General features: G+C 63.2%; 22 protein-coding genes. 9 read left to right on the top strand and 13 right to left on the bottom strand.

The annotated features are described in order from the left end of the window. Positions 1 to 50: 50 nt before the first annotated feature. The 3 genes from Q3Y64_RS12865 (at position 51) to Q3Y64_RS12855 (ending at position 3,079) form a co-directional block, all read left to right on the top strand. Positions 51 to 545: a GNAT family N-acetyltransferase gene (locus Q3Y64_RS12865; protein WP_303562400.1), complete on the top strand. Its 495-nt coding sequence runs from the start codon at positions 51 to 53 to the stop codon at positions 543 to 545. 31 nt (positions 546 to 576) lie between these two features. Next, positions 577 to 1,590, top strand: coding sequence for an SPFH domain-containing protein (locus tag Q3Y64_RS12860; protein ID WP_303562397.1), 1,014 nt, complete (start codon positions 577 to 579; stop codon positions 1,588 to 1,590). 139 nt (positions 1,591 to 1,729) lie between these two features. Further along, positions 1,730 to 3,079, top strand: a complete 1,350-nt coding sequence (locus Q3Y64_RS12855; protein ID WP_303562395.1) for a KAP family NTPase — start codon at positions 1,730 to 1,732, stop codon at positions 3,077 to 3,079. A 176-nt stretch (positions 3,080 to 3,255) separates the two neighbouring features. On the opposite strand, the gene cowN is transcribed toward Q3Y64_RS12855, so the two are convergent. Both cowN and Q3Y64_RS12845 read right to left on the bottom strand, forming a co-directional pair. Continuing rightward, positions 3,256 to 3,582, bottom strand: a complete 327-nt coding sequence (cowN, locus tag Q3Y64_RS12850; protein ID WP_170022396.1) for a N(2)-fixation sustaining protein CowN — start codon at positions 3,580 to 3,582, stop codon at positions 3,256 to 3,258. A gap of 65 nt (positions 3,583 to 3,647) precedes the next feature. After that, positions 3,648 to 4,328 carry a Crp/Fnr family transcriptional regulator gene (locus Q3Y64_RS12845; protein ID WP_303562392.1) on the bottom strand — a complete coding sequence of 227 codons (681 nt, stop codon included), beginning with the start codon at positions 4,326 to 4,328 and terminating at the stop codon, positions 3,648 to 3,650. 212 nt (positions 4,329 to 4,540) lie between these two features. Between Q3Y64_RS12845 and dksA the strand changes: the two genes are divergently transcribed. Beyond that, a complete protein-coding gene (dksA, locus tag Q3Y64_RS12840) occupies positions 4,541 to 4,963 on the top strand; it encodes an RNA polymerase-binding protein DksA (RefSeq protein WP_216821633.1) in 423 nt (140 codons plus the stop codon). A 94-nt stretch (positions 4,964 to 5,057) separates the two neighbouring features. Here dksA and Q3Y64_RS12835 read toward each other — a convergent pair whose 3' ends face one another. Next, positions 5,058 to 5,987: an ABC transporter substrate-binding protein gene (locus tag Q3Y64_RS12835; RefSeq protein WP_303562389.1), complete on the bottom strand. Its 930-nt coding sequence runs from the start codon at positions 5,985 to 5,987 to the stop codon at positions 5,058 to 5,060. A gap of 45 nt (positions 5,988 to 6,032) precedes the next feature. Then, positions 6,033 to 7,136 carry a sensor histidine kinase gene (locus Q3Y64_RS12830; RefSeq protein WP_368506656.1) on the bottom strand — a complete coding sequence of 368 codons (1,104 nt, stop codon included), beginning with the start codon at positions 7,134 to 7,136 and terminating at the stop codon, positions 6,033 to 6,035. Here Q3Y64_RS12830 and Q3Y64_RS19515 point away from each other — a divergent pair. Continuing rightward, positions 7,062 to 7,808 (top strand): LolA-related protein, encoded by a 747-nt coding sequence (locus Q3Y64_RS19515; protein ID WP_368506655.1) that lies wholly within the window; start codon positions 7,062 to 7,064, stop codon positions 7,806 to 7,808. The two genes, Q3Y64_RS12830 and Q3Y64_RS19515, sit on opposite strands and share 75 nt — an antisense overlap. Positions 7,809 to 7,924: 116 nt before the next feature. On the opposite strand, the gene Q3Y64_RS12825 is transcribed toward Q3Y64_RS19515, so the two are convergent. Continuing rightward, complete coding sequence (locus Q3Y64_RS12825) at positions 7,925 to 9,928, bottom strand: bacteriohemerythrin (RefSeq protein ID WP_158239123.1); 2,004 nt, start codon at positions 9,926 to 9,928, stop codon at positions 7,925 to 7,927. Positions 9,929 to 10,119: 191 nt separating this feature from the next. Here Q3Y64_RS12825 and Q3Y64_RS12820 point away from each other — a divergent pair, with 191 nt between their 5' ends. Next, positions 10,120 to 11,460, top strand: a complete 1,341-nt coding sequence (locus Q3Y64_RS12820; RefSeq protein WP_101940858.1) for a U32 family peptidase — start codon at positions 10,120 to 10,122, stop codon at positions 11,458 to 11,460. A 31-nt stretch (positions 11,461 to 11,491) separates the two neighbouring features. On the opposite strand, the gene arfB is transcribed toward Q3Y64_RS12820, so the two are convergent. Beyond that, complete coding sequence (arfB, locus tag Q3Y64_RS12815) at positions 11,492 to 11,899, bottom strand: alternative ribosome rescue aminoacyl-tRNA hydrolase ArfB (protein ID WP_303562384.1); 408 nt, start codon at positions 11,897 to 11,899, stop codon at positions 11,492 to 11,494. Between the two features lie 154 nt (positions 11,900 to 12,053). Between arfB and Q3Y64_RS12810 the strand changes: the two genes are divergently transcribed. Further along, the gene (locus tag Q3Y64_RS12810) at positions 12,054 to 12,686 is read left to right on the top strand and encodes an outer membrane beta-barrel protein (RefSeq protein ID WP_101940860.1); all 633 of its coding nucleotides are present in this window, start codon (positions 12,054 to 12,056) and stop codon (positions 12,684 to 12,686) included. Positions 12,687 to 12,691: 5 nt separating this feature from the next. Here the strand turns inward: Q3Y64_RS12810 and Q3Y64_RS12805 are convergent, their stop codons facing one another. The 4 genes from Q3Y64_RS12805 to Q3Y64_RS12790 are packed head-to-tail and all read right to left on the bottom strand — an operon-like array spanning position 12,692 to position 17,239. Further along, positions 12,692 to 15,034, bottom strand: coding sequence for a mechanosensitive ion channel domain-containing protein (locus Q3Y64_RS12805; RefSeq protein ID WP_303562381.1), 2,343 nt, complete (start codon positions 15,032 to 15,034; stop codon positions 12,692 to 12,694). Positions 15,035 to 15,088: 54 nt separating this feature from the next. Then, on the bottom strand, positions 15,089 to 15,550 hold the full coding sequence (locus tag Q3Y64_RS12800; protein ID WP_101940862.1) for a DUF4124 domain-containing protein: 462 nt from the start codon (positions 15,548 to 15,550) through the stop codon (positions 15,089 to 15,091). Positions 15,551 to 15,602: 52 nt separating this feature from the next. Next, a complete protein-coding gene (locus Q3Y64_RS12795) occupies positions 15,603 to 15,773 on the bottom strand; it encodes a hypothetical protein (RefSeq protein ID WP_303562378.1) in 171 nt (56 codons plus the stop codon). Continuing rightward, complete coding sequence (locus Q3Y64_RS12790) at positions 15,773 to 17,239, bottom strand: DUF4178 domain-containing protein (RefSeq protein ID WP_303562376.1); 1,467 nt, start codon at positions 17,237 to 17,239, stop codon at positions 15,773 to 15,775. The genes Q3Y64_RS12795 and Q3Y64_RS12790 overlap by 1 nt, the downstream gene beginning before the upstream one ends. A 129-nt stretch (positions 17,240 to 17,368) precedes the next feature. On the opposite strand from Q3Y64_RS12790, the gene ruvA reads away from it, so the two are divergent. Together ruvA and Q3Y64_RS12780 are read left to right on the top strand one after the other, a co-directional pair. After that, positions 17,369 to 17,956, top strand: coding sequence for a Holliday junction branch migration protein RuvA (ruvA, locus tag Q3Y64_RS12785; RefSeq protein WP_303562374.1), 588 nt, complete (start codon positions 17,369 to 17,371; stop codon positions 17,954 to 17,956). Positions 17,957 to 17,964: 8 nt separating this feature from the next. Further along, complete coding sequence (locus Q3Y64_RS12780) at positions 17,965 to 18,330, top strand: DUF3592 domain-containing protein (RefSeq protein ID WP_303562372.1); 366 nt, start codon at positions 17,965 to 17,967, stop codon at positions 18,328 to 18,330. Positions 18,331 to 18,430: 100 nt separating this feature from the next. Here the strand turns inward: Q3Y64_RS12780 and Q3Y64_RS12775 are convergent, their stop codons facing one another. The 3 genes from Q3Y64_RS12775 to Q3Y64_RS12765 form a co-directional block, all read right to left on the bottom strand. Next, a complete protein-coding gene (locus tag Q3Y64_RS12775; RefSeq protein WP_158239126.1) occupies positions 18,431 to 19,300 on the bottom strand; it encodes a spermidine synthase in 870 nt (289 codons plus the stop codon). A gap of 64 nt (positions 19,301 to 19,364) precedes the next feature. Further along, positions 19,365 to 20,846, bottom strand: coding sequence for a glutamate synthase subunit beta (locus tag Q3Y64_RS12770; RefSeq protein ID WP_303562369.1), 1,482 nt, complete (start codon positions 20,844 to 20,846; stop codon positions 19,365 to 19,367). A 19-nt stretch (positions 20,847 to 20,865) separates the two neighbouring features. Further along, entirely contained in the window at positions 20,866 to 25,548 is a 4,683-nt protein-coding gene (locus Q3Y64_RS12765) for a glutamate synthase-related protein (protein WP_101940868.1), read from the bottom strand. Between the last annotated feature and the right edge of the window lie 314 nt (positions 25,549 to 25,862).

Here is a 25,862-nt window from a genome sequence, read left to right as displayed (position 1 = left end):
CACTCCGCTGCGCTGCGTTCCATTTTTGCGACTGCTTGGCGTCCGTTGAAATGAGCCCGCTGATCCTGAGCGAACTCGCCGACCACGACCTCGACGCCCTGCTGGGCCTCTACGCCGAGCTGCACCCGGCCGACGCGCCGCTGCCCGCGCGCCATGACGTCGAAGCCATCTGGCAGCAGATGCGCGCGGCCACCGGCCTGCAGCTGCTGGGCGGTTTCGTGGATGAGGCGCTGGTCGTGAGCTGCACGCTCGCCATCACGCCCAACCTCACGCGTGGCGGGCGGCCCTATGCGCTGATCGAAAACGTCGTTACCACCGCCAGTCAGCGCCGCAAGGGCTACGCCAAAGCCCTGCTTGAACACGCCAAGGCGTTGGCCTGGCAGGCTCGTTGCTACAAGGTGATGCTGATGACCAGCCGGCAGGATGCCGCCACCCGGGCCTTCTATGAATCCGCCGGTTTCGATGCGCACACCAAACAGGCGTACTACGCTGCGGCACCCGCGCAGCACGACTTGAATCCGTCACGCCCGCCTGCGCGGGAATGACGACCCGAAACGCGACTCACAGGAGAACACCATGGGCCTCACCGATTTCATCAAGAAGCAGTTCATCGACGTCCTGCAATGGAACGAAGACGGCGACGGCGTGCTCGCCTGGCGCTACCCGATGCAGGATTTCGAAATCCAGTACGGCGCCGCGCTCACCGTGCGCGAATCGCAGATGGCCGTGTTCGTGAATGAAGGCAAGGTGGCCGACGTGTTCGGCCCCGGCCTCTACAAGCTCACCACCCAGACCCTGCCGGTGCTCACCTACCTGCAGAACTGGGACAAGCTCTTCGAATCCCCCTTCAAGAGCGACGTCTACTTCTTCTCCACGCGCCTGCAGATCGGCCGCAAGTGGGGCACCCAGCAGCCGGTCACGATCCGCGACAAGGATTTCGGCATGGTGCGCCTGCGCGCCTTCGGCATCTATTCCTACAAGCTGGCCGACCCGAAGAAATTCTTCACCGAACTCTCCGGCACGCGCGAAACCTACACCGTTGAAGACATCGAGCAGCAGCTGCGCAACCTTGTTGTCGCCAACATGACCGGCCTGTTCGGCTCCAGCGAGTTGCCCTTCCTCGACATGGCCGCCAACCAGATGTTGCTCTCCGAAAAACTGAAAGAGAGCATGACGCCGGTCTTCGAGCAATACGGCCTGGCGCTGGATAACTTCGCGGTCGAGAACGTCTCCCTGCCTGAAGAGCTGCAGAAGGCCATCGACACCCGCATCTCGATGGGCATGATGGGCGACATGAGCAAATTCACCCAGTACCAGATGGCCAACGCCATCCCGCTCGCCGCCCAGAACGAAGGCGGCCTCGCCGGCATGGGCGCCGGAGTCGGCGTAGGTCTCGGCATGGGCCAGATGATGGCGGGCACCATGGCGCAAACCATGGCCGGCGTGGCTCAACCTGCTGCAGCCGCGCCTGCGGCTGAAGACCCGAGCGCCAAGCTTGCCAAGCTCAAGGCCCTGCTCGATCAGAACCTGATCACGCAGGCGGATTACGATTCGGCGAAGGCGGAAGTGCTGAAGAAGCTGATGGAGTGAGGGCTTGGTAGGGTGTGCAAGCCTCTGGCTTGCGCACCGTTTAACGCCTTGGTCGCGTACGCCTATCTGATACGTGACTTTGAATAAGGTGGCCTGCTTCCTGATAGTGGTAACAATCAACGGAAAAGGAATTTAGTGCATGGCCGACCAGAGTTCCCCTCTGACTTTCGACAATCGTGACGATTTTCAGCGCCGCCCGATTGCAGAAAAGGTGATCCGCTTGCTGACCTCTGAAGCAGACGTTTCGCCGTTGGTAATTGATGGCGGCTGGGGGACGGGGAAGAGTGAGTTCTGTCAGAAGCTCATCCATCTCGCTAACGAAACGGAAGCCTCATTTCGAGCTGTTTATGTTGATGCTTTTCGGGCCGATCACGCTGACCAACCTTTGATGACATTGTTCGCGGCGATTCTGAGCCTGATGCCGGAAGCAGATCGCCCCAGCTTGATTCAGAAGGCCCTTCCGGTGGTGCGTTTTGGAATAAAGACGGCACTAAAGGCCGGAGTGTCCTGGGTCCTCAAGCAGGATGCCGCTGATATTGCCGATGATTTTGATAAAGACCTGAAGGCGGCAGGTGACGAGGCTATTAACCAGTCCGTGCAAGCTTTGCTGGCAGATCACGTTAAGGCCGAAGAAAGCCTGCGGACGCTTAAAAGTGCATTGGAAGAGTTGGCTTCAGAAAAGCCAATCGTTTTGTTTGTCGACGAGCTAGATCGATGCCGGCCTGACTTCGCGGTGTCCATGCTGGAAAACATCAAGCACGTTTTCGATGTACGCGGCGTGCAGTTTGTTTTGGTAACCAATACAGCTCAACTGAAAGCCTCTATCAATCACTGTTATGGTGGTGCGGTTGATGCGCAGCGTTATCTGGAGAAGTTTTTACGTTTTAGCTTCAAGCTTTCACCTGACTCCAATAGGAGTGATCGTCGGATGTCGCTTGCATCGCAGCACTACTTCGACGACCTGCTTGATAAATCAAAGCTTCTGAAAGAAGTTCCTCGGTGTTCATGGCGCGATGGGGTTGCTGCACAACTTATCTCGTCAAACGATCTGTCTCTGCGAGATGTCGAGTCGCTTGTTCGGCATTTGGATATCTATCAGTCACTGACTGACCGTCGCGGCTTTCCCGACAACATGATTCCTGGCTATCGTCATCTTCGATTTCTAGGCGTATTTTTATTTTGCTTTAGACCTGACCTAGCCTATTCGGTGACTCAGGGGCGCATTGCAGGGCCAGAGATCACAAAGGTTATCGGGTCTCCAATGTTTTACCAGAACTTCACATCTCCATCCGCCGCTGACTTACTAGCAGCCATGATAGGTTTTAATTCTTCGGAGCCATTTTTCGAGTTCAACGAGGACGAGAAAAAAGAGTGGGATGAGCGCATCGCTCGCATGTTTGAACTTGGAACCTACTGGGATAGATACAAACCAACAGATGTCGTAGCCGATGTGATCAGGGCATTAATGCTTGTCGATGTTCGAAGCTAAACCCGACCGCGCACGGCGGACTCGTAGGGTGCGGTGAACACCGCACCGCATGCGTTGATCGGAGTGGCGGAGTTGGCACTCCGCCCTACGCCAGCGACGCCAGCTATGTCAGCGAGTAGCCCGGATTCCGCGCCGCGCAGGATTTGCCCTGCAAGCTGACCCGCTCCGTTTTTGCCTCAGCAGCATTCCTGTTCGATGCGGTCGAGCAGGGCGAGGGCTTCGGGGTCGGCCTTGTCTTCGAAGAGTTCGCGGATCTGGTTCAGATTGCTGTGGACCAGGAACAGGTCGTCCGGGCGCGGGCCGCTGCCGCCTTCGGCTTTCTTCTTGAAATACTCCCAGAAGGCGTTGCTGTGCGCGGGGTCGTCGATATAGCGCCGGATATGGCGCATCAGTTCGGCGGCCTTGGCGTCGCAATCGAGGCCGACAAAGCTGACATAGCGTTCGGGCTTGGTTTCCTTCTTGCCGGCTTCGGCAGCGGGCGGGTTCTGGCAGGGGCAGCTCATGGTGATCACAGGCAGGAGATGAGGAAGGCCTCATCCTAGCCAGCCGCGCGCTGCGGCATTGTCGGCTAGCCGACAGTTCCGCCGCTGCGCTCTTCCTCCCCTTCCTGCCAGCGCAGCAGGGCCTCGGGCTGGAGCACGATGAACTGGTGGCGGGCCGGCCGGGTGAGGATGGCTTCGCGTTCGAGACGTTTGAACAGGCTGGACACGGTCTGGCGCGTACAACCCAGCAGCAGGGCGATCTCACCGGCCGAGAGATCCAGCCCGAAGCGCATCCCGGGGGCGGTGGCGACGCCTTGCTGGCGGGCCGAGACGAGCAGGAAGCGGGCGAGGCGGCCGGCCACATCGCGGAAGGCGAGGTCTTCGATGAGGGCGATGCTGTTGTCGAGAATGCGCCCCAGCACCGGCATCACCAGGGCCAGCATGCCCGGCTGATGGGCCATGCTGCGGGCAAAGTCGGCGGTGGGCATGGAGAGTACGCAGCAGGCGCTATCGCAGCGCAGATAGGCGCGGGTGTGGGTGCTGAAGAGTTCGCCGGCGCTGAGGTAGGCGAGGGTTAGCTCCTTGTCTTCGCTGGCCACGAAGACGCGGATGCGGCCTTCGCGCAGCAGCAGGATGCGGTCCTTGGGCGAGCCGGGCGTGCTGAGCAGGTAGCCCGGCGGCAACTGCTGGCTGCTGAAGCGTGCCAGCAGTTCCGGGGGCAGGCCGGGGCGGGCAGGGGGAGCTGACCTGGGTGGAGGCGCGGACATGGGGCGAGAAGCGGACTGGAACAAGGCTTTCAGCCTCGCAAGGAATATGCCTTGCGGCCGCCGCCATCCGCACAAACCCCTGTTGTGCCCGCACCACGCCGCCAGCAGGGCGCAGATTGGCGGCGAAAAACAAGCGGGACTTTGCTGCAGCGGGCGTGTAGGGTGTCGCGAAGCGCGGGGCATCCGTTCCGCGCTGCAACCCGGAAACCTCCATGAATCCTGCCAGCCCCCAGATGACCGAAGCGCAATTGCTTGCCGCACCGGCGGATGAATACATGTCGCCGGCCCAGCTGGCCTTTTTTCGCGCCCGCCTGGTGGCTGAACGTGATTTGTTGTTGAGCTCGGCGCATGAAACCACCGAGCACCTGCAGGATTTCGTGGCGACGCCGGACCCGGCTGACCGCGCTTCGCAGGAAGAAGATCACACCCTGGAGCTGCGCGTGCGCGACCGCGAACGCAAGATGCTGCACAAGATCGATGAGGCCATCGAGCGGATCGACAAGGGTGAATACGGCTGGTGTGAGGAGAGTGGCGAGCCGATTGGCATACCGCGTCTGCTGGCCCGCCCGACCGCGACTTACAGCGTGGAGGCGCAGGAGCGCCACGAAATCCGCCGCAAGATGAAGGGCGGCTGAGCTTCAGCTCACAGCCTCTGAGGAGGCCGGGCCGCAGCCCGGCGTCTGGCTGAAATCGCACCGGCGCTTGGCGCCGGAATGCGCCCTGGCACCCCTATTTTCCGGGCCGTCTGGCGGCGGCTGGTTTGGCGCACAGGCCGGTCTTTGGATCCCAGGGGTTGAACCAGACTTCCTTGCGCTGCAAGGGGGTGCCCGGTGTGAGCAATGGGTTCTCGATGCGGAATACGCGGCGCTGGCAGAAGTTGGTGCGCCGGATCATTTCCTCGTGGTATTCGATCAGCATTCTCTGGAGGCTGCCGTCGGCCACCATCATTTCCATGCCTTCCCGCAGGCGCTGATGCAGGCGTGGTGTTTTCGGCGAGACGAAGATGTAGGTGGGCAGCGGGAACTCGATGAGCATGCTGTTCTCGATCGCCAGATCGGGATTGTCGGCGCTGCGCGCATCGAATTCGACGAAGACTTCGTTCATGCCACGTGGGAAGTAGTCGAAACGCCCGGCCATCAGCATCTTCAGAAGTGGGTCGAAGCTTTCGCCGGTAACCAGGTTGAAGCCATTGGCTTCCATGATCTTGCGCGAGGACCAGGCAGCGCCTACGCCTACTGGCAGGGCCTTGAGGTCGGCCAGCTTGCGCACGGCGGCGATGCGTGCCTGGGCATTACGGTGGGTGAGCGAGATGCGGTAGTTGGAGAGGCCCATGTCCACCGGAATCCAGATCGGCAGCAATTGCTCTTCCCAGCTGGGCTGGCTGGCGATCACGGTGGTGTTGAACTGTTCGCCGCTGAGCATTTCGAGGAGCATGCGTTCGCGGGCGAGAGTGCCGCCGATCCACTCGATGCGATAGGGGCCGTATTTGTGACGGGTGCGGCGCATGGCTTCGGCCAGGACCCGATCGGTATATTCGAGGCGCTGCCCAACGCCCATGGTGGGGCGATTGCGGATCAGCACATCCTCGGCCTGTGCGGGCAGGCCGCCCAGCACTAGGCTCAGGCCGAGCCCGCAGATCAGTGTTTTCATGCTTCGCATGGCGGCCTCCTGAGCTTTTTTTTCCGCATAGACACGTGTCTGCCCTCAGCAATCTGATGTCTGGCTGAGGGGCGGGAGCGCCTCGCTGCGTGTCGGGGCGTCGCCGGTGGGGGCGTGCAGGGGAAGCTCCAGCACAAACTCGGCCCCCTGCTCGGGCTGGCTGTTGACGCTGATCCGCCCGCCGAGCATGCCGGTGACGATGTTGTAGACGATGGCGAGACCGAGGCCGGAGCCACCCCGCCCGAGGCGGGTGGTGAAGAAGGGGTCGAAGATGTGTTCGCGCACCGTGGCGCTCATGCCAACGCCGTCGTCACGCACGCTGATTCGCACCATGCCGTCGTCGGCCAGCGCGGCGCTGAGCCAGATGTTGCCGCTGCTGCGGCCATCGAAGCCGTGTACCAGGGCGTTCAGCTCCAGATTGCTGATGACCTGGCCGAGTGGGCCGGGGTAGCTGTCGAAGATCAGGTCCGGCGGGATGGCAACATGCACCGTATAGGCGCTGCGCTTGAAGTTCGGGCTCAGGGTCAGCTGCAGTTCGGCCATAAAAACGGCCAGATCGAAGCGTCGGCGCTGCTCGCTGGTCTGGTCTACGGCGACCTGGCGGAACTTGTCGACCATTTCCACGGCGCGATTCACGTTGCGTTCGGCGATGTGCAGGCCTTCGCCGAGCGTGGCGAGAAACTCGTCGAGCTGGCTGCGGCGCAGCGCCGCCTGCCCCACAGCCCGACTGAGGCTGCGATGGTGATCGAGCAGGGTGCTGACCATGGTCAGGCTGGAGCCAAGCGGGGTGTTCAGCTCGTGGGCGATACCGGCCACCATGCGCCCCAGCGAGGCGAGGCGGTCGGCTTCGATCAGCTCGCTCTGGGCGCGCGACAGATTGTTGATCACTTCGGACAGGTGAAGGTTGCTCTCTTCCAGCTCGCGGGTGCGTTCGGCCACACGCAGCTCCAGTCCGCCGGCGTGTTCGCGCAAGGCCTGCTGGCTGGCGGTGAGTTCGGAGAAAGCGCGGGCCAGCGCGACCCGGGTGGCTTCCATGCTCTGGGCGAGCTGGCCCAGCTCGTCGCTGCGTTGCAGGTGGATCGGTTCGTCCAGTGCCTGGCGGGCGAGGCGGCCGGAGGCGCGCTTGAGATATTCGATTGGGCGCACCAGACGCCACTGGAGGACGATGAAAGCCAGCAGCAGCGAGCTGGCCAGGCTGAGAGCGGTGCGCAGCAGAATGCCGCGCTGGGCCGCTTCAGCACGCTGGCTGGCCTGCAGGGTGGAGAGGGAAAGCTCGAGGCTGCCGACCGGGCGGCCCTGATAGAGTACTTCGCGCTTGAGGCTGATGACCGCTTCGCCGGCTTCGAGTGGGCGCTGGTGCTCGAAGAAGGGTTTGCTGCCGCGCGAATCCTGGACTCGCATGAGCTTTACGCGCGGATCGCGGAAGATGGCCTGGATGATCGGCTCGCCCAGCTCCGGATAGATCTGCCAAAGGGCTTCGCGCAGGCTCTCAGCCCCCAGCTCGGTGAGTTGCTGCAGATCGGTCTGCAACTGCAGCATGTTTTCTTTCTCGATGGCCTTGGCTTCTTGCAGCGCCACCAGCCAGCCGGGCACGGCGAGGCCGAAAGCCACCGCCAGCATGATCAGCATGCGCAGGCCGAAGAGGCGCTCGAGCCAGCCGGTGCGGCCGATCGCTGCGCCGGGGGGCGCCTGTTCTGTGGAGGGCTGGAAAGGGGGCGAGGCGTTTGTCATCCACGTAGGCGTAGCGGTCCGGAAGCGGGGGAAGCCCGCTCGTGCAGCTTAGTGTCATCTGCGGGGGGCAACCATTCAGGTTTCCCGTAGGTGGCCTTCCTTGCAAGACCCGTGTGAGCCTTGATCGCAGTCCTTTCGCAGGGATGGGCCGAGGCCGGAATGGGCCCGGTTTGAGGGTTTGCTGGGTGGGTCTGGCAAGCCTGTACTCATTCAGGTGGGAGCGCTTCGCGCAGGCAATCGCGGCCGGCTTCCTTGGCGGCGTAGAGCGCGATATCCGCCGCGCGCAGGAGTTCTTCGGCGGTCGAGCCATGTTTGAAGGCTTCGGCGAGGCCGGCGGAGAAGCGCACCGGCGGAAGGGTGGCGTGGGCCAGATGGATCGGGGTTTCACGGACCGAGCGCGCGACCACTTCCATGCGCTCACGGGCTTCTTCGAGGCTGGCGCCGGGCATTACGACGACGAACTCCTCGCCGCCGAAACGACAGGCCAGATCGGAGCTGCGCAGATGGCCGCGCAAGGTGATGGCGAGCTGGGCCAGCACCGCATCGCCGGCTTCGTGGCCCCAGCTGTCATTGACCTGCTTGAAGTGGTCCAGATCGAGCATCACCACGGCCAGCTTGCGGTGCTCCCGGGCGGCGCGGGCGAGTTCGCGCGGCAGGGCTTCATCCAGGTAGCGGCGATTGAGCAGGCCGGTGAGCGGATCGCGCGTGGCCTGCTCATGCAGGGCTTCACGCAGGCGCACGTTGGAGAGGGCGAGCTTGAGGGTTTCGGCCACCATGCTGGCCAAGTGATTGATGCGCGCCCATTCGGTTTCGCTGCATTCGGCGGGGGCATGCATGCTGAGCAGGCCGAGGGTGTCGCCGAGTACGCGTAGCGGCAGACACAGGGTGGCGCCCGGAGGGCTGCCTTCGAAATGTTTGCACAGCGGGCCTTCATCGGCGAGGCGTACGGCGTGACGCTGACCACGGCGCATGCCCCAGCAACTGGTGCATGCAAAGTGGGCGGCAATGTGACCGCCATCGCCCCAGCGCGCTACGGTGCGCAGTTCGCTGTTGCCGGCATCCAGCACGGACAGTGCGCCGCCGCTACCGATCTTGAGGCGGGCTAGCACGTGTTCGACCACTTCAAAGGCTTCGCTCGAGTTCAGGCAGCTCTGCAGGCTTTCGTTGAGTTCGTTGAGACGGGTGAGATCCGCCGCATGGCGCTCCAGCGCGCCGAGTGAGAGGGTGAGCTGCTGATTGGTGTCGCGCAGTTGTTGCTGGGCCGCCCGCTCTTCGGTGATGTCGCGCACGATGCCCACCAGGCGCAGTGCTTCGCCGGGCTCGCCGCGTACGCATTCAGCGGTATTGGCCAGCCAGTGCACCGAGCCATCCGGCCACACCACGCGATGCTCCAGTTCGTAGAGGCTGGTGCCGCTGCGTACGGCTTCGAGGTGGCTGCTGATGCGCTCACGGTCATCCGGATGTACGCAGGCCATGAAGGCTTCGTAGCGATTGCTGAGATCGCGCAGGCGGAAACCGAAGAGCGGCTCAACTTCATCGGACCAGTTCATCTCCAGCTGGTCGAGGTCCAGCTCCCAGCTGCCGATGCGTGCGGCGCGCTGGGCCATGGCATAGCGGGCCTCCGAGATGCGCAGACGCTGATAGGCCTCGGTCAGTTCGCTGCTGCGCCGGGTGAGGTTGTCGTTCAGATCGTTGAGTGCGTCGAGCACGATCACGAGCGACTCGGTCTGGCCCGCGATTGAGAGCTGGTGGGCGGTTTCGGCGGATTCGCCACGCTGGCGGGCGAGCACTTCCTGAGCCATGCGCATGTCGGTGCCGAGCACATGGAAGATCAGCCACTTGGTGAGGAAGGGCAGCAGCCGGCCAATCGCCACGCCGGCCTGCAAGCCGGCCGTTTCGGCCACTTCGCGGACGATGCGGACTTGCTCGCGCAGCGATTCATGGGCGTGGATGTGCGCCGCAGTGGCTTCCGGCTCCAGCGCGTATTTCGCCATGAGGTCTTCCTCGGTGCGGAAGTGGTAGCCGGTGTAATCCTGCAGCTCGTCGAGCAGGCCCAGCAGGCGGGTCGGGTCCGAGCGGCCGGCTGAGATACGTGCGAGTTCGTTGATGAGCTGGACGAGACGGGCATGTTGCTGGTCAACCTCGTGCAGCCCGGTTTCGAAGCGGGCAGACCAGCTGAAGATGTCCTTCATTTCGGTGACATCACCCACGGTGCAGATCTCCTTGCAGGGGACGGTGAAGGCATCCCCATGAAAATCAACGGTTTGTTGTGGGAAAGCTTTAATTTTGATCGCCGTGAGGGCATTGCCGGAGGCGCGGGTGCGGGCTATCGACTCCCGAATCTCCCCGCCCGACTCCCTATAATGGCGCACCCCCGCAGAAACCCCGGAAAACCAGAAAAATGTCCTCCACTTTGCTCCGTCGCCCCGAGCTGTTGGCCCCGGCCGGCTCATTGGCCATGCTCGATACCGCCCTGGCCTACGGTGCCAACGCGATCTATGCCGGCCAGCCACGCTATTCGCTGCGCGTGCGCAACAATGATTTCGGTGATCTGGCGGTATTGAAGTCCGGCATCGACCGGGTACATGCGGCCGGCGGCCAGTTCTACCTCGTCTCCAACATCTACCCGCACGGCGCCAAACTCAAGACCTATCTCCGCGACATGGCACCGGTGATCGCGCTCAAGCCGGATGCGCTGATCATGTCCGACCCCGGTCTGATGATGATGGTGCGTGAAGAGTGGCCGGAGCAGGCGATCCACCTCTCGGTGCAGTCCAACACGGTAAACGCGGCAGCGGTGAAGTTCTGGGCGCGGAATGGTGTCTCCCGCGTGATCCTGTCGCGCGAGCTGTCGCTCGACGAGGTGGCCGACATTCGCCAGGCCTGCCCGGACACCGAGCTCGAAGTCTTCGTGCATGGCGCCTTGTGCATCGCCTATTCGGGGCGCTGCCTGCTCTCGGGCTACTTCAACCACCGCGATCCGAACCAGGGCAGCTGTACCAATTCCTGCCGCTGGGATTTCAAGGTGCATCAGGGGCGTGCCGACGCCAGTGGTGACGTGTTCCTGATCGAGGAGCGCGAGCGTCGTTCCGGCAGCTACAACGTGATCGAAGAGGATGAGCACGGCACCTACATCCTGAACTCAAAAGATTTGCGCGCCATCGAGCATGTGCAGCGGCTGGTGGAGATCGGCGTCGATTCGCTGAAGATCGAGGGCCGCACCAAGAGCCCGTATTACGTGGCCCGCGTGGCCCAGGCCTATCGCGCTGCGATCGACGCCGCGGTGGCGGGGCAGCCACTTGACCCGGCCCTGATCGACTCGCTCGACGGGCTGGCCAACCGGGGTTATACCGGCGGCTTTTTCGACCGCCACCAGGAGGCTTCGGCCTATCAGAACTATGCGCGCGGCAGTTCGGAATCCTCACGCAGCCTGTATGTGGGAGACGTGGTGCAGTACGACGCGGCACGCGGCCTGGCCGAAGTGGTGGTGAAAAACCGCTTTGCCGTGGGGGACCGGCTGGAGCTGGTGCAGGCACAAGGCAACCGCGTGCTGGAACTCGAGCGCATGGAGCAGGCCGATGGCAGCGCCACGCCGATCGCGCCCGGCAGCGGCCACCGGGTGTGGATCCCCTTGCCGGCAGACAGCGTGGGCGCCTTCCTGACCCGCTTTGTTAATAACGAGATCCCGGCGGCATCGCTTGACGAGGGCTGCGGCTCGGGGGCGTGTGAGGGCTGCGCCTGAGTGGACGCGGCGGCGCGGCACCGGCGCACGTTCAGCTCTCGACCTTGCCCCGTCCGGCCTTCACTGAGGCGCGGCGGGCCTTGCCCTCCAGTCGCCGCTTGATTGAGCCGCGCGTGGGGCGGGTCGGCCGGCGAGTTTTGTGGGTGATGGCCGCGCTGGCAATGATCTTCTGCAGGTGGCGCAGCGCGTCTTCGCGGTTTTGCTCCAGGCTGCGGAACTGTTGCGCCTTGATGATCAGCACGCCCTCCTTGCTGATGCGCTGATCGCCCCGTTGCAGCAGGCGCTCACGCAGCCATTCCGGCAGGGAGGAGGCGGCGATGTCAAAGCGCAGATGCACCGCCGTCGAAACCTTGTTCACGTTCTGCCCGCCTGCGCCCTGGGCGCGGATGGCTGTGAATTCGACTTCTTCGGGACGCAGGTAATCCGGGGGAGCGGGCATGCGGATAGCTTCTCGGGCCGGGGATGGAGCCCAAGCATACGTCTGCGGGCACAGTCTGCAAGGCCAATGCGCTGATCCGGCCGGGCCTTGAGTCTGCTGCGAGGCGTGCGCGCTGTGGGCTAAGATCTGCCCACACTCATCCGGGGAGGCTCACATGAAGCGCGTAGTGGTTTGTCTGCTGGCCGCGATGGCCAGCCTGGCGGTGTCTGCCGAAGAGTTGGGTGAGCGCAATGCGCTGACGGTGTATGGCGGCTACCGCGTGGGGGGCAGCTTTACGGAAGTGGATACCGGCAACAGCCTCAAGCTGCAGAACTCGCCCGCCGTATCGCTGGCCGTTGATGTGGGCCTGGACCCGCAGCGGCAGTTGCAGGTCTTCCTGTCACGGCAGAGTTCGCATGTTGATTTTTCCCAGGTTGCAGCGCCCAAGACGAACACGCTGGGCACCACGCGCCTGCCCTTCACGGCGACCTATCTGCATCTGGGGGGCACCTATTTCTTCGATGGCCCGATCGGTCAGGGGCCTTACGCTGTGGGCGGCCTCGGCGTGGCCGTGCTGCAGCTCGATGGCCCCGGCTATGGCGAGGAGGTGCTGCCCTCGATGAACCTGGGCTTTGGCTACCAGTGGTTGTTTGCACGCAATCTTGCGCTGCGCCTCGAAGGGCGTTATTACGCCAGCCTCATCGACAGCAGCGGCAGCCTGTTCTGCTCGGGGGGCTGCGTGGTCTCGATCAGCGGCCAGAGCCTGGGCCAGGGGGAGCTGCTGCTGGGGCTCTCGGTGCCGTTCTGAGACGCTCAGCTTTCCCGGACCGGGCTGACGAGGGTCACCGGCAGGGGCTGGCTGGCGTCCAGATGCACGTCGCGCTGCGGATAGGCGATGACGATGCCCTGCTCGGAGAAGGTGTGCTCGATCATCCGGCGCAGATCGCTGGCCACCACCCGTGAGGTGACATTGGGCCCCATCTCCAGCCAGTAGTGCAGCGCGAAGACCTGCGCATCAGCCCCGAAATCCTCGAAGATCACTTCCGGCGCGGGGTCCTTGAGGATCAGGCCGTGGCGCTGGGCGGCCTCGTCGAGCAGTTCGATCACGCGTTTGACCGGTGCGCCATAAGCCACGCCGACCCGTACCGTGAAACGCACACGCGGTGAGCTGTAAGTCCAGTTGGTGAGGTTCTGCTCGATGAAGCTGGCATTCGGCACGATGGTTTCGATGCCGTTGGCGTCGCGAAGGGTGGAGGCGCGGATGCCGATGTCCATCACGGTGCCGCTGATACCACCGATCTCGATGATGTCGCCAGGGCGGAAGGGGCGCTCGCCAAGGATCATTACGCCACTCATGAGGTTCTTGAGCAGGGTCTGCATGGCGAAACCGGCACCGATGGCGATGGCGCCGCCGAGAAAGGCGAAGACCGTGAGCGGGATGCGTGCCCAGGCCAGCACGATGATGCCCAGTACCATGAATTCCACCGTCAGCAGCCAGCGCCGCAGGATGCGCGCGTTTGAGTCGCTCCAGCCGAGCCGCGAGATGAGCAGGCGGCAGATCTGGCGCGCGAAGAGCAGGCAACCAATGATCCCGGCCACGAAGGCGAGCAGCGCCGCCAGCACCTTGCCGATGGTGATCGAGCGTTTGCCGGTGATCTTGTTGCCATCTACTTCGATGACATCTTCGACTGTCATCAGTTCGTAGTTCCAGGCCGCTTGCGCCCATTGGGTGAGGCGCAGCTGCCACTCATCGAGGCGTTCCGAGGCGCTCAGCTCCTTGCGGGCCGTGCCGAGTTCTTCGTCGGTGTACACCAGCAAGGCTTCCATGCTTTCAAGCAGGGAATAGGCGCTGCGCTGCAAGGGCAGGGCTTCCTCGGCTGCGTTACGCAGGGCGATGAGGTGCTTCTGGGCGAGCGGATCGCTGGTGTCGGCAAGCAGGGCGTCGAGGCGCTGCAGGCGCAAGTCCAGCACGGTGCGCTGTTGCTCCAGGCCCCGGCGCCACATGCTGATGAAGGGGCGCACCGTTTCGAGTGCTTCGCCAGCTTCCAGGCGATCACTGGTTTCGTCGCGGTGCAGACCCTGGTAACGGGCATTCCAGAGCCGGCGGTGGAGGCGCTGGGCGTCCGCCATGCCGCGCAGGAATTCGCCGCCATAGGTGCTGGCTTCGACGCGGGCGTTGGCGAGTTCCAGGCTGCGCGCTGCTTCGGTGAGCTGTGGGCTGGTATCGCCCCGATTGCGGAGCTGCTCAAGTCTGGCCTGGGCCAGTTCGGCATTGTTGCTGCGCTGAAGCTGCTGCTGGGCCAGGGCCGTCCGCCGTTGCTCGATGCGGCTGAAGTCGGCATCCAGCTCGTTGTTGATGGTGGCGAATTCCTCTGCACTGAAGCGGTAGTCGGCGGAGGCTAGCTCGAGTTTGCGGCGGGCAAACTGGAGCTGATCCTGGGCGACGCCCAACTCGGCCTCCTGCAGTTCCCCGATGGTCTGCAATGTGGCTGCCGCGATCTGGGCCGTCTGGAGCTGGATCTGACTGAGCTCCCGGGCCCAGCCCTGATGCCCGGGGCTGGCGCCGAGGCCGAAGCGGCGTTCGGCGCTTTCGGTGAGCTTGCGGATTCGCGCTTCGGATTCTTTCACTTCGCGGCTGGTGCGCTCGCTGAAAGTCTTCACCAGGGTTTCGCGGGCGCGCAGCGCGGTGAGGGATTGCTGGGCGTTGTCGCGTTCGGCGCGGAAACGATCGAGGAGGCGGATCGGGTAGGGCGGCGTTTCGCTGAGGCCGCTCCAGGCATGGATTTCCTTGTCCAGCGCAGCGCGGCTGGCGCGCACTTTGGCAAGGCGGGCGAGGTCGGCCAGCTGGCGGTCGATCAGGCTGACGGAGAAGGCGATGCGCAAGTGGCGTTCGTCGAGCTCGGCCGCCGTGGCATCGCTCGGTGCGCCGCTGGCGAGGCCGTCCGGCGCTTCGAGGCGCTGCAGGATCTTGAGCAGGGCAGCCTGCTTTTCGCGCAGACGGCTGATCCGGCTGGCCGTGTCCTCAGCCTGGCTGACTGGTGCGGACTGAGGCGCTGCCGTGTGAGGCAGCAGTTTGAGCAAGCTCTGGGCGCCGGTCGGGGCACTCAGCAGGCCACAGCACAACAGGGAGGAGGCCAGCAGGGCAAGACGTTTCATGCGCAGAAGATTCCAGCGGGATACGAGTGCCAGTGTAGCCCAAGGTGCCGCGCCCTAATGACAGAAGCGGCGCACGTCGTTCTCGGCCACCTCGCGGTCGTACTGGTCGAGTGGTTTGCCGTTGGCGTGCCGCACGGCACCGCTCAGGATGTCGCGTGCCAGCCTGCAGCGTGAGGCGTCGGAACCATCTTCGGTGCCGTTCGAGAGTGATTTCGGCCGATCAGGTGTGCGCGAAGCCGGCGGTGTGGCGTACTGTTTTTCAAGCTGACGGCGACGTAGTTGGGCTTCTTCCTCTTCCCAGTTGCGGGCCGGCTGCGAGGTGGAGGCCGCAGGTGTCAGCTTGAGCTCGGTGAGCTTGTTGCCCTCGCTGCCTTCCTTGCGCTCCGAGTAGTGGGTCTTGCCCTGGGCGTCCACCCACTTGTAGACCTGAGCCTGGCTGAATGTGGGCAGCATGCAGCCGGATAGCAGGAGGAGCAGTCGGGTGGCTTGGAGGAAACGCGTAGAGATGAGCATCATTGGCCCTGTTGCGGCCGTTGCCTGCCGCGAAAGATGTCCGCACAGGCGGGCGCTATTTGTGGCTGCTGCCACCGCTCCAGCCACTGCCGCCGCCGGAGCTGTAGCCCGAAGAGCTGCCCCAGGAGCGATAGCTGCCACTGGATATGTTGTCGACGTGTGAATTGATGCCGGTGGTGGCGAGCACCACGATGGCGGCATACAGGAAATAGACGATGCGGTGCATCAGTCGTCGCCTCCGCCAGAGTCGCTGTCTGAACTATCCGTATCCCAGTCACCACTGCCGGAATCGCTGCTGCCCGCCGTGCCGCTGGTGACCCAGGTCGGCAGCCACAGCAGCATCAGCGCGAGTGCACTAACGATCCAGACCATCGGACTGAAGCTCACGATCTGGTCGAAGTTCAGGCTCAGCAGGATCAGGCTGGCCCCCAGCGCGTAACTCTTCAGTTCCGACGGAGGCTCTTCCACACTCGGCGTCGGCAGGCTGTCCGCCGGTTTGCCGAACCAGCGCGCGACCTGCGCGGCATCTACCTCGCGGCTGCGCGACCAGGTGACCTCCTGTGCCGTCACTTCCTCGCAGAGGATGCCATCCGGGCCGTAGTAGTCGGTCACACGGCTCTGATCGCCGATCTTTACGCGCCAATTGAAGGCGCCAGCGGCGTAGATCACTTCGGAGCCGTAAGTCCATTTCTTGGTGTAGCCCTTGCCGCCAAAGCGCAGGCCGGCGCCCCCGGTGATTTCCGGCAGGGCGTTGAGCACCTCGGTGCGGCTCCAACCTTGATGACTTTCCACCAGCCACAGGAAACCCTTGCTGGCGTTGAAGAGCAGGTACTCGGTCCACGGCGGATCGGGCTCTTCGCCGGTTTCACGCACCCGCATGAGGCCGATCAGCTGCCATTTTGAGCGATCGATAGTGGCCTTGTCGCCGAGCTGCAGAGTGCTTTTGAACTCCGTCAGCTCCTTGTGCAAGGCCAGCACCTCAGCCTTCTCCGCCGAGAGTGCCACTTCGGCGTGGCAGGCCGGACACACCAGATGCTCGGCGCGGCCTGGCACCGTGTCGATGCCGCTGCCGCAGGCGGGGCATTCGAGCGTGCGTGCCTTGCCCTTGAGCTTGCCGGCGCTGCTTGCGACCTGCTCTTCTTCGCGCAGCAACTGGCACTTGAGGGCTTCGAGGCTGGTGGCTTCGCCGAGGAAAACCTGCGGGGTATCACTCTCCGAATAATCGAGGGTCAGGAATTTGTCGCCGTTGCGGAAATCCGCCACCCGCGCCTGCCAGCCGGCACCCACCTGGAAAGGCAGCTCGCCCTCGCCGCCGGTACATTGCGCCGTGCGCACATCGGTGGCGGTATACCGTTCATCCTTGAAGGGGATCGTGGCATTAGGGCGGATCGTTTCGAAGGCCGGCGCCTTGCCCGGTGTGCCGCCTGGTCGGGTGATCACATACTGGCCAGAGCCATCCGCCAGCCAGCCGGCCGAGCCATCGTCGAACAGCAGGTACCACTCGTTCCAGAAGCCATCGTCATAGCGCAGCTGGATCCGCCCGACCACGCTGAAGTTCGTTCCCTGATACTGGCCGCAGCTGGTGATCTGCAGGCGGGTGTGGTCCTCGACGATATCGGACATGCGGCCGATCGAGCGCACTGCATCGGCCTCGCGCAGCAGGGTGCTGCGGCAATAGGCGCACACTGCCATCACCGAGGCGGCAGACCTGAATTCGACTTGGGCCCCGCAGGCGGGACAGGCGCACTGATACATGAGGCGGTGGAGGATGGCCGGCTTTGTTATCCTGCGGGATTGTGAACGCTTTTGCGGAATTCCTCCATGATCGGACGCCTCTCCGGACTGTTGCTTGAAAAGAACCCGCCCCAGATCCTGATGGATGTGAATGGCATCGGCTACGAGCTGGAGGTGCCGATGAGCACTTTCTACAACCTGCCCAATCTGGGCGAGCGAGTGACCCTGGTGACCCATCTGGCCGTACGCGAAGATGGCCACTTCCTCTACGGCTTTGGCGCCGAAGAGGAGCGTGCCACCTTCCGCCAGCTGCTGAAGATCTCCGGCATCGGCGCACGCACCGCGCTGGCCGTGCTCTCGGGCATGTCAGTGAGCGATCTGGCGAGCGCCGTGGCGCTGCAGGAAACCGGGCGGCTGGTGAAGATTCCGGGCATCGGCAAGAAAACGGCCGAGCGCTTGCTGCTGGAGCTGAAGGACAAACTCGCCAAGACCTTGCCGGGCGTGACCGCCGCCGGCCTTAGTAGCCCGGCCAGCGCTCAGGGCGACATCGGCCATGCCTTGCTGGCGCTGGGCTACAACGAGAAGGAAGCGGCCGCGGCACTCAAGCAGCTGCCGGCCGACATCGGCGTCTCCGACGGCATCCGTGCCGCGCTGAAGTTGCTCTCCAAGGCATGAGCAAGCCCATGGATGCACTGCTGATCGGCCTCGTACTGCTGGTGATTGCGGTGGCCAGCTGGTACGCCTGGCAGCAGCAGCGGGCCAGTCAGGCCTGGCCATCGGTGCAGGGCGAGATCCTCGCCGCGCGCATTGAGCGCACTGATGACGGCAGCAACAATCCGGAAACCAGCGTGCGCTATCACGTCGAGCTGGAGTATGCCTATGTCGTGGATGGCCAGCGCTTTATCGGGACCCGCATCCGCATCACCCGTGAGGGCTGGCGCAGCGAAGACGAAGCGCGGATGCAACTGGCGCGCTATGCACCGGGCAGCAAGCTGCAGGTCTATTACGACCCGACCCGGCCAGCTTCCAGCGTGCTGGAGCCGGGCTGAACGTCTCGGCTGTAGCTCTGATGGCGGAGTGCGTACTCCGTCCTAGCTTTGCGGGTGTTCCGCTCGTAGGGCCGGGGGGGCAAACCCCGCCGGATATTTCTCAGCGCCGGCCCTTGCGCTTGGCGCGTTGCGCGCTGCGCTCCATGTCGCGCAGCAGCTTGGCAAATTCCAGTGGATGTTTCGCTTCCAGCTCGCGTGCACTGCGCCCGAGGCGCTGCCAGTCAGGCGGGAAGGCTGGGTCCTTGAAGGCATAGACGATGCGGTTGCCATCGGCCATCACATCCACCACCACCACGCGTTCGGCAAATACCTCGCGGATCAGTTCGATGTGCGTCTCGGCCGTCAGGCTATGGCCGGAAATGTTCGTCACCAGTACGCCACGTGGCTTGAGATGGGCGCTCACCTTTTCGTAAAAGCCCAGAGTGCATAGCTGCGGGGCGAGGCCATCTTCCACATAGGCGTCGAGCAGGATCGCGTCGGCCCCGTCCGGCTCACCGGCAAAGTAATCCGCGGCATCGGCCTGCACGATCTTCAGGCGTTCGTCATCAGGCGGGATCAGGAACCAGTTGCGGCAGGCGATCACGCCCTCCATCAATTCCACGGTGGTGACCCGGCTGCGCGCCAGATTCCGGTAGCAGTACTTGGTCAGCGAGCCGCCGCCGAGCCCGACGATCAGCACATGCTTGGGCAGTGGCTGGAATAGCAGGAAGCCCAGCATCGCCCGGGTGTAGGCAATCGCCAGCTCGTCCGGTGCATCGAGGCGCATCTCGCTCTGCACCAGCTTGAGGCTGAAATGCAGGCGCCGCACCTTGCCATCGTCGATCACGAAGGGATGCGGATAGATGCCGTCCATGAGCTGGCGGATCAGCAACTGGCGGTTCTTGTCCGCCGGCTCGCGCAGCCAGATCTGACCGGATTCGTTGAGGTAATTGGCGGGTAGGCTGAGCCAGCCAGCCGGTGGGAGAGTCATCGTGTAGCCCGAAAGGAAAAAGGCCTCCATTTCTGGAGGCCTTTGCAGCTAGCGCAGGTGTTGATCAGCGCGGCAGAACGGTCGAGCCCATCAGGAACTGGTCGACTTCGCGGGCGGCCTGACGACCTTCGCGAATCGCCCACACCACCAGCGACTGGCCGCGACGGGTGTCGCCCGCAGCGAAGACCTTGGCGACGTTGGTGGCGTAGCAGCCCAGGCCATCGGTGGTGGCCTTGGCGTTGCCACGACCATCCTTCTCGATGCCGAAGCCTTCGAGCAAGGACGCCACCGGGTTGGTGAAGCCCATGGCGAGGAACACGGCCTCGACCGGGATTTCGCGCTCGGAGCCGGCGACTTCGGTCATCTTCATCTGGCCGGTCTTCTCGTCCTTGGCCCACTCGACGTTGGCCAGCACTACGGACTTGAGCTTGCCGTTCTCACCCTTGAATTCCTTGGTGGTCACGCCCCACTCGCGCTGGCAGCCTTCGTCATGCGACGAAGAGGTGCGCAGCTTATTGGGCCAGTAGGGCCAGGTGGTGGACTTGTTTTCCTGCGCCGGGGGCTTGGGCATGAGCTCGATCTGCAGGATGCTCGCCGCGCCGTGGCGGTTGGAAGTGCCCACGCAGTCGGAGCCGGTGTCACCACCGCCGATGACCAGCACGTTCTTGCCCTTCACGCTGATCGGGTTGGCGCCGTCGCCGGCGACTTCCTTGTTCTGCGGAATCAGGAATTCCAGCGCGTAGTGCACGCCGGCCAGCTCGCGGCCCGGGATCGGCAGATCGCGCGGCACTTCGGAGCCGGCGGTGATCAGCACGGCATCGAAATCCTTCATCAGCTTCTTCTGGCTGATCTTTTCCTTGGCATCGGAGTTGATGCCGCGGGGCAACTCGGCCTCACCGATGTACACACCGGTCTTGAAGACCACACCCTCGGCTTCCAGCTGCTTCATGCGACGGTCGATGATCGACTTGTCGAGCTTGAAGTCAGGAATGCCATAGCGCAGCAGGCCGCCGACGCGCGAGCTCTTCTCGAACACGGTCACGGCATGGCCGGCACGGGCCAGCTGCTGAGCTGCGGCGAGGCCAGCGGGGCCGCCGCCGACGATGGCGACCTTCTTGCCGGTCTTCTCGGCGGCCACTTGCGGCACGACCCAGCCGTTTTCCCAGGCCTTGTCGACGATGGCGTGCTCGATGGACTTGATGCCCACCGGCGCCACATTGATGCCCAGGGTACAGGCGGCTTCGCAGGGGGCCGGGCAGATGCGGCCGGTGAACTCGGGGAAGTTGTTGGTGGAGTGCAGCACTCCGATCGCCTCTTCCCACTTCTGCTTGTAAACCAGATCGTTCCAGTCCGGAATGATGTTGTTCACGGGGCAGCCGTTGTTGCAGAACGGAATGCCGCAGTCCATGCAGCGCGCGCCCTGAACCTTGGCCTGCTCATCGCTCAGGGCGATGACAAATTCCTTGTAGTTCTTCTTGCGCAATTCGGGGGCCGGATAGCCCTCTTCCTGGCGCTCGAATTCAAGAAAGCCGGTAACTTTTCCCATTTCTATTCCTTCCCGATTCTCAGGCGGTGGCTGCTTCGGTCTTGGCGCGCGCAGCGACGGCCAGTTCCTTCAGCGCACGACGATATTCCTTCGGCATGACCTTGACGAAAGCCTTGCGGGATTCGTCCCAGTTCTCGAGCAGTGCCTTGGCACGCAGGCTGCCGGTGTAGCGGAAGTGGTTCTCGATCAGACGCTTGAGGATCACGTCATCGGCTTCACCCACGCCGCCACGCTTGACGGCATGCCACACGTCGCGATCGATCTTGTCTGTCTGCTCGGCTGCGGGCAGCACGGCCTCCAGATCGACCATCGCGGTGTTGGCCCGCTTGGCGAACAGCGCTTCCGGGTCATACACATAGGCCACGCCACCCGACATGCCAGCGGCAAAGTTGCGGCCGGTTTCGCCCAGCACGACGACGGTGCCGCCGGTCATGTATTCGCAACCGTGGTCACCCGTGCCTTCGACGACGGCTGCGGCGCCCGAGTTGCGCACCGCGAAACGCTCGCCACCGACGCCGTTGAAGTAGGCCTCACCGGCGATGGCACCGAACAGCACGGTGTTGCCGACGATGATGTGCTCCGGGCCGAAGCCACGGAAGTCGTTCGGGCAGCGCACGATCACGCGCCCGCCGCAGAGGCCCTTGCCGACGTAGTCGTTGCCTTCGCCGACCAGATCCAGGGTCACGCCGTGGGCCAGGAAGGCGCCGAAGCTCTGACCGGCGGTGCCGGTCATCTGCACATGGATGGTGTCATCCGGCAGACCTTCGATGCCGTACTTGAGCGCCACTTCGCCGGAGAGCATCGCGCCGACCGAACGGTTGACGTTGATGATCGGCTGGATGAAGGAGACGCGCTCGCCCTTGTCCAGTGCCGGGCGGGCCTTCTCGATCAGCTTGTGGTCGAGCGACTTTTCCAGCCCGTGGTTCTGGCTGGCCACCACACGCAGCGGCGAATCCACCTGCGGCACGTGGAAGATCTTGGCGAAGTCCAGACCCTGAGCCTTCCAGTGCGAAATCGCAGCCTTCTTGTCGAGCAGATCGGCACGGCCGATCAAGTCTTCGAACTTGCGGATGCCCAGCTGAGCCATCAGCTCGCGCACTTCTTCAGCAACGAAGAAGAAGTAGTTCACCACATGCTCGGGCTGGCCGGAGAAGCGCTGGCGCAGCACCGGGTCTTGCGTCGCGACGCCGACCGGGCAGGTGTTGAGGTGGCACTTGCGCATCATGATGCAGCCTTCGACCACCAGCGGTGCGGTGGCGAAGCCCATTTCATCCGCGCCGAGCAGGGCGGCGATGACAACGTCACGGCCGGTCTTCATCTGGCCGTCAGCCTGAACCACGATACGGTCGCGCAGGCCGTTGATCATCAGGGTCTGCTGGGTTTCGGCGAGACCAAGTTCCCAAGGCGAACCGGCGTACTTGATCGAGGACAGGGGCGAAGCGCCCGTGCCACCGTCGTGACCGGCGATCACCACGTGGTCGGCCTTGCACTTGGCAACGCCTGCAGCCACGGTGCCGACGCCCACTTCGGACACCAGCTTGACCGAGATGTCAGCCTTCGGATTGACGTTCTTCAGATCGTGGATCAGCTGGGCCAAATCCTCGATCGAGTAGATGTCGTGGTGCGGGGGCGGCGAGATCAGGCCCACACCCGGTACCGAGAAGCGCAGCTTGCCGATGTATTCGGAGACCTTGCCGCCGGGCAGCTGACCGCCTTCACCAGGCTTGGCGCCCTGGGCCATCTTGATCTGGATCTGATCAGCCGAGGTTAGGTATTCAGTGGTCACACCGAAACGGCCCGACGCCACCTGCTTGATCTTCGAGCGCAGGGAGTCGCCTTCCTGCAGCACGATGTCGCGCTCGATCACGTTCTTGCCCACGATGCCGGCCAGCGTTTCACCCTTCTTGATGAAGATGCCCTTCATCTCGTTGCGGTAACGCTTGTCGTCCTCACCGCCTTCGCCGGTATTGCTCTTGCCGCCGATGCGGTTCATGGCAATCGCCAGCGTGGAGTGCGCTTCGGTGGAGATCGAGCCGAGCGACATGGCGCCGGTGGCAAAGCGCTTGACGATGTCCTTGGCAGACTCGACTTCATCCAGCGGGATCGCCTTGGCCGGATCGAACTTGAACTCGAAGAGGCCGCGCAGCGTCATGTGACGCTTGCTCTGATCGTTGATGATCTGCGCGTATTCCTTGTAGTTCTGGAAGTTGCCGGTGCGCGTGGAGTGCTGCAGCTTGGCAATCGCGTCCGGGGTCCACATATGCTCTTCGCCGCGAATGCGGAAGGCATATTCGCCGCCTGCGTCGAGCTGGTCTGCCAGCACCGGAGCCGCGCTGAAGGCGTCAGCGTGCAGCTTGATGGCTTCTTCCGCCACTTCAAAGATGCCGATGCCTTCGACGTTCGACGGGGTGCCGGCGAAGTACTTGTCGATCAGATCCTTGTTGAGGCCGATGGCTTCGAAGATCTGTGCGCCGCAGTAGGACATGTAGGTCGAGATGCCCATCTTGGACATGACCTTGCACAGGCCCTTGCCGACTGCCTTGATGAAGTTGTAGATGGCCTTGTCGCCATCCACGTCGGCCATGCCGAGCGCCATTTCGCGCAGGGTTTCCATGGCCAGATACGGATGCACGGCTTCGGCGCCGTAGCCGGCGAGCAAGGCGAAGTGGTGCACTTCGCGCGCCGAACCGGTCTCCACGACCAGACCGGTCGAGGTGCGCAGGCCTTGCTTCACCAGATGCTGGTGGATCGCGCTGGTGGCGAGCAGGGCCGGGATGGCCACGTTCTGTGCATCAAGCTTGCGGTCCGACACGATCAGGATGTTGTAGCCCGAGCGCACGGCTTCTGCCGCTTGCGCGCACAGCGAGGCGAGACGGGCTTCGACACCTTCCTTGCCCCAGGCCACCGGATAGCAGATATCCAGTTCGCAGGACTTGAACTTGTTGTCGGTGTAGGCGCCGATGTCACGCAGCTTGGCCATGTCCTTGAAGTCCAGCACCGGCTGGGAGACTTCGAGGCGCATCGGCGGGTTGATGTTGTTCAGGTCCAGCAGGTTCGGCTTCGGGCCGATGAAGGACACGGTCGACATCACCAGGGCTTCGCGGATCGGATCGATCGGCGGGTTGGTCACCTGCGCGAAGAGCTGACGGAAGTAGTTGTAGAGCGTCTTGTGCTTGTTGGACATGACGGCCAGCGGCGAGTCATTGCCCATCGAGCCGATCGCTTCTTCGCCGGTGGCGGCCATCGGTGCCATCAGGAACTTGAGGTCTTCCTGGGTGTAGCCGAAGGCTTGCTGACGATCGAGCAGGGAGGTGCTGGACTCGATCACCGGCTCCGGACCGTCGACTTCGTCGAGCTTCACCTGGATGCGGCTGATCCACTCGCGGTAGGGCTTGGCATTGGCCAGCGCGTCCTTGAGTTCCTTGTCATCGATGATGCGGCCGGCTTCCATGTCGATCAGGAACATCTTGCCCGGCTGCAGACGCCATTTCTTGACGATCTTCGATTCAGCCACCGGCAGCACGCCGGCTTCCGAGGCCATGATGACGATGTCGTCATCAGTGACGATGTAACGAGCCGGGCGCAGGCCGTTGCGGTCCAGCGTGGCGCCGATCTGGCGGCCATCGGTGAAGGCAATCGCGGCGGGGCCGTCCCACGGCTCCATCATGGCTGCGTGGTATTCGTAGAAGGCGCGACGGTTCTCGTCCATCGTGGTGTGTTGTTCCCAGGCTTCCGGGATCATCATCATCGCGGCCTGTGCCAGCGGGTAGCCGGACATCGTCAACAGTTCGATGCAGTTATCGAAGGTGGCGGTGTCGGACTGGCCAGCGTAGGCGATCGGGTAGAGCTTCTTGAGGTCGTCGGCCAGCACGGCGGACTTCATCACGCCTTCGCGGGCACGCAGCCAGTTGAAGTTGCCCTTCACGGTGTTGATTTCGCCGTTGTGGGCAATCATGCGGTAGGGGTGCGCCAGCGGCCATTCCGGGAAGGTGTTGGTCGAGAAACGCTGGTGCACCAGCGCCAGCGCGGAGATACAGCGCGCATCGGCCAGATCCTTGTAATACACGCCGACCTGATCGGCCAGCAGCAGGCCCTTGTAGATCACGGTGCGGGCGGACATCGACGGTACGTAGTACTCGGCGCCGTGCTTGAGCTTGAGTTGCTGAATGGCGTGGCTGGCCATCTTGCGGATCACGTAGAGCTTGCGTTCCAGCGCTTCGGTGACCATTACGTCCGGGCCGCGACCGACGAAGATCTGGCGGATCACCGGTTCCTTGGCACGCACGCGCGGCGACATCGGCATTTCGCTATCCACCGGCACATCACGCCAGCCCAGCAGCACCTGGCCTTCGGCACGTACGGCACGCTCCAGCTCCTGCTCACAGGCCAGACGAGAAGCGGCTTCCTTGGGCAGGAAGACCATGCCCACGCCGTATTCGCCGGCCGGTGGCAGCTTTACGCCGGCAGCGGCCATCTCTTCACGGTAGAGCTGGTCCGGAATCTGGATCAGGATGCCGGCGCCGTCGCCCATCAAGGGGTCCGCACCCACGGCACCGCGGTGATCGATGTTCTTGAGGATCTGCAGCCCCCCCTGAACGATCTCATGGGTCTTCTTGCCCTTGATGTGGGCAACGAAACCCACACCACAGGCATCATGTTCGTTGGCTGGGTCGTAAAGTCCCTGGCGCTCTTGCATGCTCATACTCCAGATAAAACCGGAAAATCTGCGGCTCGCTATACCAAAAGGCGTAGCTTCCGCAACCGTAAGGGTTTGAACTATAGGACGAGCGCCCACCCCCCTCAAGCACTATAAAACGGGGTCAGAGTGTAATTTGATTCTTGCACACTTGCGGTGCATTAGATAATGGGGACATAGTTGTTTGATGCATTGCGGGGCCTGCTGTCTGGAGCTTTCAAGGCTGCGGGCAGATCAATCATGGCGAGGGTGGGAAATGAATTGCTGATGGATCCAGCACGTCTGGCGCAATCAGGCTGCAGAATATGTACGCGCAGATG

The organism is Uliginosibacterium sp. 31-12 (assembly GCF_030548425.1).
GTDB classification, from domain to species: Bacteria; Pseudomonadota; Gammaproteobacteria; order Burkholderiales; family Rhodocyclaceae; genus Uliginosibacterium; species Uliginosibacterium aquaticum.
This window is presented reverse-complemented; position numbering and strand designations above follow the sequence as displayed.

What these genes read in the sequence shown, in the direction of transcription:
- Q3Y64_RS12865 (WP_303562400.1), top strand. Translation starts at nt 51, where the DNA reads ATGAGCCCGCTGATCCTGAGCGAACTCGCCGACCACGACCTCGACGCC.
- Q3Y64_RS12860 (WP_303562397.1), top strand. Translation starts at nt 577, where the DNA reads ATGGGCCTCACCGATTTCATCAAGAAGCAGTTCATCGACGTCCTGCAA.
- Q3Y64_RS12855 (WP_303562395.1), top strand. Translation starts at nt 1,730, where the DNA reads ATGGCCGACCAGAGTTCCCCTCTGACTTTCGACAATCGTGACGATTTT.
- cowN (WP_170022396.1), bottom strand. Translation starts at nt 3,582, where the DNA reads ATGAGCTGCCCCTGCCAGAACCCGCCCGCTGCCGAAGCCGGCAAGAAG.
- Q3Y64_RS12845 (WP_303562392.1), bottom strand. Translation starts at nt 4,328, where the DNA reads ATGTCCGCGCCTCCACCCAGGTCAGCTCCCCCTGCCCGCCCCGGCCTG.
- dksA (WP_216821633.1), top strand. Translation starts at nt 4,541, where the DNA reads ATGAATCCTGCCAGCCCCCAGATGACCGAAGCGCAATTGCTTGCCGCA.
- Q3Y64_RS12835 (WP_303562389.1), bottom strand. Translation starts at nt 5,987, where the DNA reads ATGCGAAGCATGAAAACACTGATCTGCGGGCTCGGCCTGAGCCTAGTG.
- Q3Y64_RS12820 (WP_101940858.1), top strand. Translation starts at nt 10,120, where the DNA reads ATGTCCTCCACTTTGCTCCGTCGCCCCGAGCTGTTGGCCCCGGCCGGC.
- arfB (WP_303562384.1), bottom strand. Translation starts at nt 11,899, where the DNA reads ATGCCCGCTCCCCCGGATTACCTGCGTCCCGAAGAAGTCGAATTCACA.
- Q3Y64_RS12810 (WP_101940860.1), top strand. Translation starts at nt 12,054, where the DNA reads ATGAAGCGCGTAGTGGTTTGTCTGCTGGCCGCGATGGCCAGCCTGGCG.
- Q3Y64_RS12805 (WP_303562381.1), bottom strand. Translation starts at nt 15,034, where the DNA reads ATGAAACGTCTTGCCCTGCTGGCCTCCTCCCTGTTGTGCTGTGGCCTG.
- Q3Y64_RS12800 (WP_101940862.1), bottom strand. Translation starts at nt 15,550, where the DNA reads ATGATGCTCATCTCTACGCGTTTCCTCCAAGCCACCCGACTGCTCCTC.
- Q3Y64_RS12795 (WP_303562378.1), bottom strand. Translation starts at nt 15,773, where the DNA reads ATGCACCGCATCGTCTATTTCCTGTATGCCGCCATCGTGGTGCTCGCC.
- Q3Y64_RS12790 (WP_303562376.1), bottom strand. Translation starts at nt 17,239, where the DNA reads ATGGCAGTGTGCGCCTATTGCCGCAGCACCCTGCTGCGCGAGGCCGAT.
- ruvA (WP_303562374.1), top strand. Translation starts at nt 17,369, where the DNA reads ATGATCGGACGCCTCTCCGGACTGTTGCTTGAAAAGAACCCGCCCCAG.
- Q3Y64_RS12780 (WP_303562372.1), top strand. Translation starts at nt 17,965, where the DNA reads ATGGATGCACTGCTGATCGGCCTCGTACTGCTGGTGATTGCGGTGGCC.
- Q3Y64_RS12775 (WP_158239126.1), bottom strand. Translation starts at nt 19,300, where the DNA reads ATGACTCTCCCACCGGCTGGCTGGCTCAGCCTACCCGCCAATTACCTC.
- Q3Y64_RS12770 (WP_303562369.1), bottom strand. Translation starts at nt 20,846, where the DNA reads ATGGGAAAAGTTACCGGCTTTCTTGAATTCGAGCGCCAGGAAGAGGGC.
- Q3Y64_RS12765 (WP_101940868.1), bottom strand. Translation starts at nt 25,548, where the DNA reads ATGAGCATGCAAGAGCGCCAGGGACTTTACGACCCAGCCAACGAACAT.